We start from the raw sequence: 13,462 nt of genomic DNA on the forward strand, positions 1-13,462 counted from the left end.
GTGGGACGTGTCCTTGTTGGGATTGAGGGTTTAAGACAAGCGACGCTTGCGCTAGACCCAAGATCAACGCTCACCCTTCCAAGCGCAAGGATTGCACATGAAATTTTTCGTAGACACCGCAGAAATCGACGCCATCGCCGAACTGAATGAACTCGGGATCGTGGATGGGGTCACCACCAACCCGTCGCTGATCAAGAAGTCCGGTCGCGACATTCTCGAAGTTACCAAGGAAATCTGCGATCTGGTGGACGGCCCCGTCAGCGCCGAGGTTGTCGCCACAGAAGCGGACGCAATGATCGCCGAAGGCCGCAAACTGGCCAAGATCGCCGACAACATCGCCGTCAAGGTGCCGCTGACATGGGCCGGGCTCAAGGCCTGTAACGTGCTGACCAACGAAGGCAATATGGTCAACGTCACCTTGTGTTTTTCGGCCAATCAGGCGCTGCTCGCGGCCAAGGCCGGGGCCACCTTCATATCGCCCTTCATCGGACGACTGGACGATATCCACCTGGATGGGATGGAACTCATTCAGGATATTCGCACGATCTATGACAACTATGGCTACGAGACACAGATCCTCGCCGCCTCAATCCGGTCGGTGAACCATGTGCAGGGTTGCGCGCTGGTGGGGGCGGATGTCATGACCGCGCCGCCCGAGGTGATCCAAAAGCTTGCCGGTCACGTGCTGACCGACAAGGGACTTGATCAGTTCCTCAAGGACGCCAAGGCGGCCAACATCAAGATCGTCTGACCGGCCATTCAGGCCGCTTTCGCATCCTCGCGTTCAAGCAAGGCGCGCACAGCCGCGGGGCTCAGCGGAAAAAGCGGGTTCGCGACCGTCTCAGTCGTTTGCGGGTTCTGGGATTGTGTCTGTTGCAGCATGTTCATGGGACCGCACTAAATACGAAATGTGCTGCCGTCATGGCGAAACTGCGATGGTTTTTCCCCCCGCCTGACGCAGATTGGCCACATTTGCCCAAGGATCAGGAGAAATTCCCAATTCGTTGGCAGATTTCGGGCCCATCGGGTGCTATAGACCTTTCAAACAATAAGAGACGTTTATGAGCAGCACCCGACAGATCGATGATGCCCTGCGCGAGGCGATCATCACCGAACCCCAAGTCATTCTGGACGACAACGATGTGATGCAGGCCCTGATTGCGGCCAATGAAAAGGCCATGGGGGGCAATATTGTCGACCTGCGCGGCATCGCGATGGAGCGGTTGGAAACCCGGCTTGACCGGCTTGAGGATACCCACCGCAGTGTCATCGCCGCAGCTTACGAAAACCTTGCCGGCACCAACCAGATCCATCGCGCGGTGCTGTGCATGCTTGACCCGATGGATTTCGAAGTCTTCCTGCGTGACCTCGGCACCGAGGTCGCTGATATCCTGCGCGTGGACGCGGTCCGACTGGTGCTGGAATCAGTACAAAGCGATGAAGACCCCGCAATCCAGCGCCTTGGAAATGTCCTATGTGTTGCGGAACCCGGCTTTGTCGACATCTATATGACCCAAGGGCGCGGTGGCCATTTCCGGCCAGTAACGCTCCGTGGCATTCAAGAGGGCACCACCGAGGTCTTTGGTGACAAAGCCAGCTGGATCCGGTCGGAGGCCTGCCTCAAGCTCGATTTCGGCCCGCGCCGCCTGCCCGGACTTCTCGTTCTGGGATCTGAAGACCCGCATATGTTTACGCCCCAACAGGGCGCAGATCTGCTGACCTTCTTTGCCGGGGTGTTTGAACGCACCATGCGGCGCTGGTTGTCTTGAGCGCGCCAGCCAAAGCATACGACATCGGGCTGATCAGCCCGGCTGCGCGCGACGCACTGCAAACATGGTTAAATCAGCAACACGCCCTCAAGGGTGCCGCCGAAAACACCATTCTGGCGTATCAGGGTGATGTTACCGATTTCTTGGCCTTCATCACCCTGCACAAGGGCGATGCGCAAGGATTGGGCGCGCTGGCGCGTATCACGGTCTCTGACATGCGCAGCTGGATGGCCCAGACACGCAGCACCGGCGTTGGACCGCGGTCCATGGCGCGCAAATTGTCGGCAGTCAAAGCCTTCTACCGCTGGCTGGCCGAACGCGAGGGGTTTGAGCCCACCGCCGTGCTGTCCACCCGATCGCCGAAGTTCCAGAAAAAACTGCCCCGCCCCCTGGCCGTCGATGCGGCCAAAGCGTTGATAGACTGTGTCGAGATCCAATCGGAGACGCCGTGGGTCTCGGCCCGCGATGTCGCGGTCCTGACGCTTTTGTGGGGCTGCGGCCTGCGCATCTCTGAAGCCCTTGCTCTCAAAGGACAGGACGCACCGCTCCCTGAGGTGCTACGGATCACAGGAAAGGGCGGCAAAGAGCGGGTGGTTCCCGTCATCCCCGCCGCACGACATGCCATCAACGCCTATCTTGCCGCCTGCCCCTACCCGCAGGAAAAAGATGCTCCCCTTTTTCGCGCTATCCGGGGTGGGGCACTGAATCCGCGCGCGATTTCACAAGTGATGGCGAACGCCCGGATGCAACTGGGTCTGCCCGCCACGGCCACCCCCCACGCCATGCGCCACAGCTTTGCAACCCATCTGCTGGATGCAGGCGGCGATCTGCGTGCCATTCAGGAACTTCTGGGCCACGCGTCCCTGTCGACCACGCAGGCCTACACAGCCGTCGACACCGCGCGCCTGATGGAAGTCTACAACCGCGCGCATCCCAAGGCTTCAGGCTAATTCTTTGCAAACAACGCTTTGCGCAATTGTTTCATTCGCTGAGGCTAGATTGGCCATGGGCACCGAGGCTCACAAACGATCTATAAACCTCTGTGCGGCTTCTGCCGGATCAACCGCGCCACTTGCAACATCATCGCTGAGTGCAGACAAAGCAGCCTTGGTATCCGGATCGCCAAGACGCGCCAAAAGCCGCTGCTTGACGTCTTCCAAAAACCAGTACCGCGCCTGATCGGCACGGGTTTGCTCCCAAAAACCTGCGTCGCGCCGCCAGGCCGACAGCGTTTCCATCTCTGACCAGACCTGCGCTAATCCAGTGTCTTCCAGCGCACTGACGGTCATCGCCTTGGGAAAACCGTCAGGGTCTTGTGGGCGCTTGCGAAGCAGGCGCAACGCGCCCGCGTAATCCGCACATGTGCGCGTCGCTGTCGCCTTTAAATCTCCATCCGCCTTGTTGACCACGATGATATCCGCCATCTCCATGATGCCGCGTTTGACGCCCTGCAACTCATCCCCACCCGCCGGAGCCAGCAACAACAAAAACAAGTCAGACATTTCGGCCACAGCCGTCTCTGATTGTCCCACACCCACTGTTTCAATCAGCACCACATCAAAACCGGCCGCTTCGCACAGGCGCACCGCTTCGCGCGTGCGGCGTGCGACGCCACCCAGATGCGTCTGACTAGGTGAAGGTCGGATGAACGCGCCCGCCTCCCGGCTGAGCCGGTCCATCCGCGTCTTGTCCCCCAGTATGGAACCACCAGAGCGGGCAGACGAAGGATCGACCGCCAAAACGGCAACCCGCTTGTCCTGCGCGATCAACATCATGCCAAAGCTTTCAATGAAGGTCGATTTACCCACCCCGGGAGTGCCGGAAAGTCCCACGCGCAGCGCCTGCCTGTCAGTTGGCAAGGCACCCAACAGCTGCGCGGCCTGCGCCCGGTGATCGGCGCGGCCCGATTCAACCAGCGTGATCGCCCGCGCCAAGGCGCGGCGTTCGCCGGCGGCCACCCTCTGTGCCAGTTCGTCCATATCCATGGCCGCAGTCTTTAGTGGCACAGTTCGAAAAGTCCAGTACACACCCTTGGCGCGCCCACTGCGATACCCGATAAGACGTCATGTCCTTTTCCCTACCCATCGACGCGGTCCTGCCGCAGGTCATCGCCGCCCTGCGCGAACAGGGCCGTGTGGTGCTTGAGGCACCGCCCGGCGCGGGCAAGACCACCCGCGTGCCGCTTGCGATGCGCGATGCGGGGCTGACCACCGGGACAATCCTGATGCTTGAACCGCGCCGCCTTGCGGCCCGGGCGGCGGCAGAACGCATGGCCGCAACGCTGGGCGAAAAGCCCGGCGAAACCGTAGGCTACCGCGTGCGCGGAGCCTCAGCAGTGTCCAAAAAAACCCGCATCGAGGTGGTGACCGAAGGCATCCTGACCCGCATGTTGCAATCCGCACCGGATTTGCCCGGGGTCGGCGCGGTCATTTTCGATGAATTCCACGAACGCACGCTTAATGCCGATCTGGGCCTCGCACTTTGCCTGGAAGTTGCAGGCGCGCTGCGCGACGATCTGATGTTGGTTGCCATGTCGGCTACGCTGGATGCAGGCCCCGTTGCCAAGCTGATGAACGCTCCGATCGTCACCTCCGAAGGGCGCAGTTTTCCGGTGCAAACCCGCTGGCTGGACCGCCCGTTGGGCAAGGTGAGGTTTGAAAATGCCGTTGCCGATCTGACCCTCAAGGCGCTGCAAGAGGCACCCGGCTCTGCCCTCGTGTTTCTACCAGGTGAAGGGGAAATCAGGCGGGTCGAGGCACTTTTGAAGCCGCAATTGCCTGAAGATTGCGTTCTGTCCCCGCTGTTTGGTGCGATGGATTTCAAGGCACAGCGCGCAGCGATTGCACCCGCGCCAAAGGGCCGCAAAGTGGTGTTGGCCACCTCGATCGCCGAGACGTCCTTAACCATCGACGGCATCACAATTGTGGTCGATGCCGGCCGCGCCCGGCGGGCAGTATTCGACCCCGGATCCGGCATGTCGCGATTGATTACCGAACGCGTGACCCGCGCCGAGGCTACCCAGCGTGCGGGCCGCGCAGGCAGGATCGAGCCGGGTGTCGCCTACCGGATGTGGACCAAGGGCGAAGACGGCGCACTGGCCGCTTATCCACCCGCTGAAATTGAAGCCGGGGATCTTACCGGTCTTGCCCTTGAGCTTGCGCTTTGGGGTGCCGAGGCTGATGCGCTCAGTTTTGTGACCCCACCGCACGAGGGACGGCTGGCCGAAGCACAATCCGTGCTGCGCATGCTGGACGCCCTCGATCGCAACGGCAGGATCACCGAGCACGGGCGCGGCTTGGCCGCGCTGCCCTTGCATCCGCGTCTTGCACATATGGTGGCCAAAGGCGGCCCCCGCGCCCCGCAGCTTGCAGCACTGCTGGCAGAGCGCGATCCGCTGCGCGGCGCTGGTGTGGATCTTACCCTGCGGATGGACGTAATAAGTGGCAAACGAAAAGATCCAAACGCCCACGCCCCGACCGTCGCCCGGATCCGGCAAGAGGCCAAGCGCCTGGCGCGCGGTCAAGCCTCGCGTGGCCAAAACAGCCTCGGCGTGCTCGCAGCGCTTGCCTACCCCGACCGCATTGGCCTGCGCCGCAAAGGCGAGGCCCCGCGCTATGTCCTCTCCGGTGGCAAGGGGGCCGTGGTGCCCGACAACGATCCGCTGGCGGCGATGCGCCTGATCGTGGCAACCGATCTGGACGGCGACCCCCGCGAGGCGCGCATCAGACAGGCCGCGATTCTGACAGAAGCTGAATTGCGCCATGGCTTCTCCACGCAGATCCTGTGGGAAGACGTTTGCGAATGGTCGCGCCGCGAGGGCCGCGTGCTGACCCGCAGTCAGGAACGCTTTGGCGCGCTGGTGCTGAATGATCGCAACTGGACGGACGCGCCGTCCGATGACGTTGCCCGCGCGATGCTCGACGGGGTCAGGCAGACAGGATTGTTGCCTTCCCCTGCAGCCCGGCGCTTTTTGGCGCGCGCGCGGCTGATGGGTCCGGAATTCCCCGACTTTTCAGATGTGCACCTCATGGACACGCTCGAAGACTGGTTGTTGCCGCATCTTATCGGGGTGCGTTCCACAGCGGATTGGAAAGCGTATGATATCCTGCCCGCCCTCAAGGCCCGACTGGATTGGGATGCTACCCGGCACCTGGACACGGTCGCACCTTCACATTTCGAAACACCATTGGGCCGCCGTGTGACCATTGACTACGCAGGCGCACAGCCAGCTATATCGCTACGCTTGCAGGAACTCTTTGGCGTCACGCGCCATCCCAAAGTTGCCGGTGTGCCCGTCCAAATTACCCTGCTTTCCCCTGCCCAGCGTCCGGTTCAAGTGACAACCGATCTGCCGGGGTTCTGGCAGACCTCTTATGCTGACGTGCGCAAAGACATGCGCGGTCGCTATCCGCGCCATCCCTGGCCCGAAGACCCCACCCAAGCCGACCCGACCCTGCGCGCAAAACCTCGAGGGACCTGAAGGGGCACATCGGAGGCGACGATCAAAAGGGGTGGTGAACGCGCGCAAGGCTAAGGGCAGGCTCGAAGTTATGCGGCCGACCCAGGGACTTTGATGTCGGGACCGTGAAAAAGATAGAAGAAATCTAATCGTTATCCGTCAAACCCGCTCCGGCGCCTGCCAACCGCGACGCCTCGCTTTCCGGCACCAGAATACGCGCGGCCAACTCTGAAAGATGTGCGGTGGTATCTGCGGTCAGCTCAACCCGCGCGGGCGGGATCGGGGCTGCAGGCTCTGTCAGGTACAGCGTAACGGAGAAATGCTCTCCGTCCGCCATGACCTCCTGTCTGAAAGGCAACGCCTCCACATAGCTTTGTGCAAGTGCGGTGGCGGTCATCCTCCCTTGTGCGTTGTCACCATTGCCATCCTCCAACAGGCGCAGCAGCACCAGCGGCATCTCCAGAATGGGCCCGCCCGGCAAGGCATCCAACGCAGAAACCAAATCATCCAGGTCCCGCCCGCCCAACACATGATGCAGCGCAGCACGACCAAACTGAGAGGCCTGCTCAGGGGGGGCACCTGCCCCGCGCGCGGCCTTGGCCATCAGGCCCATGATCTCATTGCCCGAAAACGTCACGCCTTAAATACCGGCAGCCACCAGTCATCGGCCCCGTCCTTCAGATCGTCTGCCAGTGGCGCGCCCTGACACAGCGTGATGCGCGTCCAGCGGTCGGATTTGGGATCAAACTTGGAGGCCCCAAAGAACGACAGCTTGCAGCGCAACATGTCGATGGGAAGGCAGGATGTGGCAATCAGATTGTCGCGGATTTCCGCATAGGGATACCGTTCCGCCAGCAAAACACGGGACACCGCCAGCGCGTGTCCCGGATGCCGCGCCAGAAAATCTGAGACGCGCCCGTCTTCCCCCTCAAGTGCGGTATAAAGCGCTTTGACGCGGCGGCCCACGTCGAGCGGGCTTTCCAGCTCTGATCCGGCTTCGGAAAATCGCAGGCCCAGACGAGGTTCCTGTTTGGCTTCAGAGACATACCAGAATTGGCCACATCCATCTTTGGCGTCATAATCCGGCATCAGTGCCCAGTCAAAATGGTCCTCTATCGTCGCGCGCATTGCGCCGGTCTCCCGCATCGGCGGGCAGAACGCGCCAAAAGGATCGCCCATGCAGTCGGCCAAGCCATCCACCACATCGCCAAACGGCTCGATGACCAAGGACACCATCAGTTCCTGCACATCCTCCGACATGTCCTGCACAACGCGGACCGCATGATCCAGCGGCAGCGGCGCGTCCAGATCAAGCCTGCCGCACGCGATATTCCAGTCCGCCCGCAGCGTCACGATACGCGCCTGATGTTCGGCATCCGGAACCGTCCATTCCTGCAAATGCTGCGCCGCACGGTCGGCCAATGCGACAAGCCGGGCCTTCTGCCTCTCTGTCAACACCTCGATCGCTCGCACTCGCGCCAGCGCGGTTTCACGCACCATCATCCAGTTGTTCAATAAAACCGGATGGTTGACCAGAAAGGGCGCCATGCCCAGCCCGGTGGAATTACCAATCCCCAGATGCCGTTTCAGCGTCGGATCCAACGACCCGCGGCCCACATGTTCTACCAGTTCATGGGTGAAATGCCGGATCAGCCAGACGGTCAGCATTTCAGCGGCAAAAGGCCCTTCCAGACCGGGACGGCTTTCGATCACGGCCCGATCGGCAATGCCGAACTTGCCGTTGCCATAGACCGCCGTCGTGCGCATCAGATAGCCGACGCTACGCACCATCTCTGCATCAGGTTGCTGCCCATCGCGCAGCGCCTGCACCACATGCGCAAACAGCCGGACGGATTTGTTGGCGCGGCTCAGCACCAGGTCGGCCCCCGTAAAGCGTGCGGCTTCCTGCTTTGGGGCTGACGCCACAATGCGCGCAACCTCTGAAGCATTCGGAACCCCATCGTACAGCACATACGCGCTGTCCCAGGCCTCTGCGATCACCCGGTCAGTCCGCATCTCAGGCGGCAGATCGTTGGAAACGGCCACCAGCGAATAGTCATGGCCGCCCAGCGTCACGGTATAAACCGCATGACCGAACCCATCCGCATCCATCTGCCAAACCGGGCGGCGCACAGCGACATCCTCTGCTGCCAGCCTGCGCATCAGAGATCGCAGGAAACTCAGGCGCGTCGGAAACATCGAGCCCATCCGGCTAAGCCGCATTACCGTATCCGGTGCGCGCAGGGGCATTTGGGGCGGTTGGGGCGTATCAAGCATCGCTCAATTCCTCAGGCCCGAAAGAGGTTTCGTAGAACCGCAGCCAGTTCCCGCCCATGATGCCATCCACGTCTTCGCCGCTGAGCCCGGCGGCGGACAGACCGTCCCGAATGTTGCAAAAGTCCCGATTGTCGTTGAACCACGTGGGCATGGGAGGAAAGCCTGCATTGCTGGCCGATCCTTCACCATAATCAATTCCCTTGGTCCAGCGCCCGACACGCATCCATTCCACGATGCTGTCAGGCTGATCCTGACACAGGTCCGTGCCGATCCCGAGGTGCTCTGCGCCGTATCTGTTGGCGGCCTCAGCGATCATGCCGCAAAAGCTGTCGAGGGTGCAGTCTGTGCCCCCGGCCAAATGATGCGGATAAACCGAAAACCCCAGCATCCCGCCCCGTGCCGTCAACGCCCTGAGCACGGTGTCTGATTTGTTGCGCAACGCCGGGTGCCACCAATGCGGATTTGCATGCGTGATCGCGATGGGGCGGGATGAATGGTCAATCGCCTCAAGCGTCGAACGCTCAGCAGAGTGGCTCATATCCACAACCATGCCAACGCGGTTCATCTCCGTGACCACCTCGCGACCCATGCGCGTCAACCCGGTGTCATCATCCTCATAGCACCCCGTCGCCAGCAGGGACTGGTTGTTGTAGGTCAGCTGCATAAACCGGACGCCCAGCTGGTGACAAATTTCCACCAGCCCGATGTCGTCTTCGATGGGGCTGGGGTTCTGAAACCCAAAGAAGATCGCCGTGCGCCCGGTTTCCTGCGCGCGGCGCACATCTGCTGCGGTGGTGCCCTTGAAAATCAGATCCGCGTGATCCTCGAACCAGCGGTTCCAACGCTCAAGGTTCAGCACCATTTCGCGGAAGACTTCGTGGTAGGCGATGGTGACATGCACCGCATCCACCCCCCCTGCCCGCATTTGGGCAAAGATCTCGGGCGAGAAGTTGGCGTATTGCAAATTGTCGATCAGCGGGCTTTTCATGGGCGCATCATCGGGCTTTGTGCGCGCAATCTCAATCTAGAATGCGACACCGGCCACGTCATTTCGAACGCTGCGTTGGGCAAATTGCCAAGGCAGGTCCCCTGTCCAGATGTCGACAGGAACACCAGACCAAGAATTGCGACGAAACGGCCGGATCCAGGTGCACCTGGATCCGGCTCATACTCGTCACAAAGGGACAACACCCCGGCACTCGTAAACCACTCTCACCCAGGCGCTGCGCGTGATACATCTGGTACGCGGGAAAGACTGCGAAAGTTTCACCCGTGACAAAAAGAATGCCGCTCTTTTGGATCAAATTTTCGACAATACGCCAGCGACCTGAATGTCATCCCCAGGCGCGACCTGCTCTACCCTAACGGATAACCCGCGCTCAGGTTGATCTCTGTCAAGGCGCGGAAAGCGCGGAGGTGTCAGAATGACAAAAGCCAAGAGGGAGGTGCTGATATGGAAGACTTGGTCAAGATGGGACGGGACTTCGTCAAGGCAATGCGCGATCGTCAGGGCATCGCGCATGTCGATGACATCTATGCTGAAAACGCACAATCGGTTGAAGCGGTCGTACCGCCGGGCCGCGATGTGCGTATCACCAAAGGACGTGACGCGATCAAGACAAAGCGCGAAGACTGGCAAGCCCTGCACGATCTGCACACGCTTGAAGTGGACGGACCCTTTGTGCATCCCCCGAACAGTTTCGGCGTCCGCTACGAGGCCGAAGTGACACACAAAGCCACGGGAAAGCGGATGACCCTGAGCGAGATCGCGATCTACTCTATCGAAGAAGGGAAGATCGTGCGCGAGGAATTCTACATGCGCCCAAGGTAAATCGCCGCGCGGGCGCTGCTGCCTGCGACCTGCCAAGGTATGGTCACTGCGACAAATGGGGGGCATGCAATGCCCGGGCCGAGGCTAGGGTGACAAAAATACTTCTGCACGCACCAAGCGCCGCTTCAGGGCTGCTGGGAAAGAAACGCTTCATAATCTTCAATCCACCTTTGCTCACACCAGGCGTTTTCACCAAACCTCTTGATCTGCGATAACTCGCCTTTCTCAGTGATTGTCTCAAGCCACGGTAGAATGCGCGCTACGACCGTTTTCCGGAGTTCTCTAAGATGGCTCCTGACCATCCCTTCATCACCATTGGCGTAGTTGGTATCGTGAATTCGCCAGCGCCCAGAGTTTTCGGGTCGGTAGTTGAGTTGGGACGGATTCCAGCCATCAAAATCGTCAAAGATCAGCTTTCTCGAACAGTCTTGTACATAAATTGGTGACTTTTTCGGGTCATCGCTTGCGATAGGCCTCAGGAAGGAGTGGCGGAAACAAATGACGGAGCGCGCAAATCCGGGCCGGGCAAGCCGCCCTCCTTGTCTTAGTATCAAGAGTTCCCGGTTTCCGGAGGCATAGCGCAATGAGTTGCCACGTCCAATCAGACAAAACCCCTGCTCAATCAGTGGCTCGACGAACTCGGTCGTGAACAGTTTGTGGAACTCTTCGTTTTTCATTTGGCTGCAATTTGAACCCAAACAAGCGGGTGGCTGTCAACTATGGAGGCGGCACGGTCTGTCACACCGGACACTGGTGAGATCGCAGCGAAAACTCACTTTGTGCCGCTGAGCCGCTGTTGCCGCCGCGCTCAAGGTGCCCTGGCGCCTCGAGAGCGCCAGTGTCCGGTTTGAGCCCGGATTGACCGATCCAGAGCCTAAAAAAGTCCGATTCAGAGAACGAGCTTACTCCGGCAAACCAGCGTCGCGGAGACTGGTGAGCCACCTTCGCCGGTTTTCCGGATGGTTTTTAGAGCCTACAAATTGCCTTTGCATCGCTGTGATCGAAAGCTTTGGATTAATCTTTAATGCGGCGGCAACGGCCTTTTGAGCCTCTTCTGGCACCCCGAGTTCGCTGAGATTTGCGGCACGTAGCAAGTGATAAAAAACCCGCCAAGTATCACTTATGGCAACAGCGCCCAAATGGCGCGCCGCGTCGAGCGCGTCCTCATGTCGACCAAGATGAAAGAGAATATGCCCCTGATAGAAATACATATTCTGGAGCATCGGATCACGGGGGCTTAGTTTCAGTGCCATCTCGATGTGGGGCAAGGCTTTGCTTTGCATGCGAAACCAATCATACGTATGCGCCAGTTCCAGGCGAATGCGGGCATTGTTTGGATTAAGAACCACCGCACGCTCAAGGTTTGCAATCGCAGGTTCGGCCTCACCGGTAAACCGATAGATATACCCCAAGGCTGCGTGGGCTTGCGCGTCCTTGTCATCCAATTCAATGGCCCGTTTCGCCGCCTCTGTTGAGGACACAAGTGTGTCCTGTGGTGCATCGCTCCACTGAAAGAAGAATATGGTGCCAAGTGCCCTCGCCTTCAGGCTATGCGCTGCCGCGAATTCCGGATCACGGGCCAGCGCCTCTTCTGCAAACTGCAAGGCCTCTTCCTGTGCTTCTTTGGAAAACACAGACTGTCGAACACGGCCACGCAAATAAAGATCCCACGCGCCAAGATCATCTGTCGGCTTGTCAAGTCCCTGCAAACTGTCAGATTGATAAATTTCAGGCAGAAGTCTGCCCGAAATCGCTTGGCTAATCTCCTCCTGAACAAAGAAGATGTCATTCAGTTCATGCTCGAAAGCCTCCGCCCAGATTGTCTCGTTGGCCTCAACATCGACAAGCTCTCCACTGACACGTACACGTTCATCTTCGCGTCTAACGCTGCCTCGAACCACATAGCTCACACCGAGATCACGGGCGATTTGGAGAGCCGTGTCCGTTTGATCGGCGTAGGAAAACATCGTCGCGCTTGAGACAACAAACAGATCTCGATTGCGCGAAAGGTGTCCGGTAAGTTCATCCGTCAAACCCTCTACAAAGTATCGGGTCGACGGGTCTCCGCTGAGATCATCGAAACGAACAACGGCGATCGACGGCTTTTCTGTATCCAGCACCAGCATTTCTTCACCGGGTAAAGCAAGCCAGACAACGCCAGACAGGGCGACAAAAGCTGCAACCAGGCTCAGCAGCCGCCGTTTGGGTTTTAAAGGTTTTTCCCCGGCCTCGTCTGTGGTTACCCGCGCAACGAACTGAAACCCGCGCTTTGGATATGTCTTGATAAATTCGGAGGTAGAAGCGGTATCGCCCAGGGCCTTTCTGACAGAATGCACACGGGTGTTCAGTGCCGCGTCGGTTATTGCCTTCCCATCCCAGATTTTATCAATGAGGTCCTGCTTGCTGACGATGCCTGCGCGATGCTCGATGAGATATCCCAACAACAGTAGCGCCTGTGGTTCAAGCGCGACGGCAACACCATCCCGGGAAAGCCCCCGATCGGGATGAAATTCAAAGTCCGCAAATTTGTACATACAGAGACCTTACAATCGGCAAAGCATGGCGCTCAACGGTTGATCGTCTTTGTCATCTAAATGTCAGAAAAAATCAGGTTCCGATCAAGCCAGTCAGGATTGGCCACTTTATGCATTCGAATTGGGCTTTGCCCGCGAACACGTAATAGATTGAAAAGGAGACGAACATGACATTCTCAAAAGTAGCGATTGCGAGCTGTGCAGTTGCATTGGTGGGCGGTATCGCAATGGCGGAAACTGAGCTCGATGCAGCGCTCAAGGACGGCGGTGAGCGACTGAAGTCTGATCAGATAGCGGAACTTTTGGTCGGCCATGTCGTGACAGCAAAGTCGGGCGAAAAGATGTTTCGATTCTTTTATGACCCAACCAATGTAGTAAGCGGCGAACTGACCAACGGTGGTTGGGAAGGCAGTGGCGTCTATGCCATTACCGATACTGATCATGTCTGTGTATCGATGGCGGCAGACAAGGGCCGCTATCGTTGTTTGTCCGCCGTGCGGAATGGGGATGTTGTTCAGAAGTTCAATGCGAAAGGCAAGATGACATTCGAACTTCTCGATTTCGAACCTTCGTCAGGACTCTAAGGGTCGGT

The 13,462-nt window shown here is 59.1% G+C and carries 13 protein-coding genes and 1 pseudogene; 6 read left to right on the forward strand and 8 right to left on the reverse strand.

From position 1 onward, the window contains the following. Positions 1 to 97 precede the first annotated feature (97 nt). Positions 98 to 751, forward strand: a complete 654-nt coding sequence (fsa, locus tag H9Q16_RS08100; RefSeq protein WP_191074806.1) for a fructose-6-phosphate aldolase — start codon at positions 98 to 100, stop codon at positions 749 to 751. Between the two features lie 8 nt (positions 752 to 759). On the opposite strand, the gene H9Q16_RS20760 is transcribed toward fsa, so the two are convergent. Further along, positions 760 to 888, reverse strand: coding sequence for a hypothetical protein (locus H9Q16_RS20760; RefSeq protein WP_281403098.1), 129 nt, complete (start codon positions 886 to 888; stop codon positions 760 to 762). Between the two features lie 173 nt (positions 889 to 1,061). Between H9Q16_RS20760 and H9Q16_RS08105 the strand changes: the two genes are divergently transcribed. Both H9Q16_RS08105 and H9Q16_RS08110 read left to right on the forward strand, forming a co-directional pair. Then, positions 1,062 to 1,769, forward strand: coding sequence for a DUF484 family protein (locus tag H9Q16_RS08105; RefSeq protein WP_191074807.1), 708 nt, complete (start codon positions 1,062 to 1,064; stop codon positions 1,767 to 1,769). A gap of 23 nt (positions 1,770 to 1,792) precedes the next feature. Beyond that, entirely contained in the window at positions 1,793 to 2,719 is a 927-nt protein-coding gene (locus H9Q16_RS08110) for a tyrosine-type recombinase/integrase (protein ID WP_191075208.1), read from the forward strand. Between the two features lie 69 nt (positions 2,720 to 2,788). Here H9Q16_RS08110 and meaB read toward each other — a convergent pair whose 3' ends face one another. After that, positions 2,789 to 3,754: a methylmalonyl Co-A mutase-associated GTPase MeaB gene (gene meaB / locus H9Q16_RS08115; protein WP_191074808.1), complete on the reverse strand. Its 966-nt coding sequence runs from the start codon at positions 3,752 to 3,754 to the stop codon at positions 2,789 to 2,791. Between the two features lie 80 nt (positions 3,755 to 3,834). On the opposite strand from meaB, the gene hrpB reads away from it, so the two are divergent. Next, complete coding sequence (hrpB, locus tag H9Q16_RS08120; protein WP_191074809.1) at positions 3,835 to 6,249, forward strand: ATP-dependent helicase HrpB; 2,415 nt, start codon at positions 3,835 to 3,837, stop codon at positions 6,247 to 6,249. 124 nt (positions 6,250 to 6,373) lie between these two features. Here the strand turns inward: hrpB and H9Q16_RS08125 are convergent, their stop codons facing one another. From H9Q16_RS08125 to H9Q16_RS08135, 3 genes are read right to left on the reverse strand one after another with little or no spacing between them, the layout of a single operon-like run. Then, the gene (locus H9Q16_RS08125; RefSeq protein ID WP_191075231.1) at positions 6,374 to 6,865 is read right to left on the reverse strand and encodes a hypothetical protein; all 492 of its coding nucleotides are present in this window, start codon (positions 6,863 to 6,865) and stop codon (positions 6,374 to 6,376) included. Next, positions 6,862 to 8,505: a hypothetical protein gene (locus H9Q16_RS08130; protein WP_191074810.1), complete on the reverse strand. Its 1,644-nt coding sequence runs from the start codon at positions 8,503 to 8,505 to the stop codon at positions 6,862 to 6,864. The genes H9Q16_RS08125 and H9Q16_RS08130 overlap by 4 nt, the downstream gene beginning before the upstream one ends. Beyond that, complete coding sequence (locus H9Q16_RS08135) at positions 8,498 to 9,493, reverse strand: membrane dipeptidase (protein ID WP_191074811.1); 996 nt, start codon at positions 9,491 to 9,493, stop codon at positions 8,498 to 8,500. Before H9Q16_RS08135 ends, H9Q16_RS08130 begins: the two co-directional genes overlap by 8 nt. A 465-nt stretch (positions 9,494 to 9,958) precedes the next feature. On the opposite strand from H9Q16_RS08135, the gene H9Q16_RS08140 reads away from it, so the two are divergent. Next, positions 9,959 to 10,336 carry a SnoaL-like domain-containing protein gene (locus tag H9Q16_RS08140; RefSeq protein ID WP_191074812.1) on the forward strand — a complete coding sequence of 126 codons (378 nt, stop codon included), beginning with the start codon at positions 9,959 to 9,961 and terminating at the stop codon, positions 10,334 to 10,336. A gap of 125 nt (positions 10,337 to 10,461) precedes the next feature. On the opposite strand, the gene H9Q16_RS08145 is transcribed toward H9Q16_RS08140, so the two are convergent. The 3 genes and pseudogenes from H9Q16_RS08145 to H9Q16_RS20905 all read right to left on the reverse strand — a co-directional run. Further along, complete coding sequence (locus tag H9Q16_RS08145; protein ID WP_191074813.1) at positions 10,462 to 11,013, reverse strand: hypothetical protein; 552 nt, start codon at positions 11,011 to 11,013, stop codon at positions 10,462 to 10,464. 225 nt (positions 11,014 to 11,238) lie between these two features. Next, a complete protein-coding gene (locus H9Q16_RS08150; RefSeq protein ID WP_246455545.1) occupies positions 11,239 to 12,462 on the reverse strand; it encodes a tetratricopeptide repeat protein in 1,224 nt (407 codons plus the stop codon). 138 nt (positions 12,463 to 12,600) lie between these two features. Then, positions 12,601 to 12,870, reverse strand: a pseudogene (locus tag H9Q16_RS20905) (winged helix-turn-helix domain-containing protein); the annotation flags it as partial. A gap of 167 nt (positions 12,871 to 13,037) precedes the next feature. On the opposite strand from H9Q16_RS20905, the gene H9Q16_RS08155 reads away from it, so the two are divergent. Next, positions 13,038 to 13,454 carry a hypothetical protein gene (locus H9Q16_RS08155; protein WP_191074815.1) on the forward strand — a complete coding sequence of 139 codons (417 nt, stop codon included), beginning with the start codon at positions 13,038 to 13,040 and terminating at the stop codon, positions 13,452 to 13,454. Positions 13,455 to 13,462: the final 8 nt, after the last annotated feature.

It is taken from the genome of Sulfitobacter aestuariivivens (assembly GCF_014763045.1).
Taxonomy (GTDB): Bacteria; Pseudomonadota; Alphaproteobacteria; order Rhodobacterales; family Rhodobacteraceae; genus Sulfitobacter; species Sulfitobacter aestuariivivens.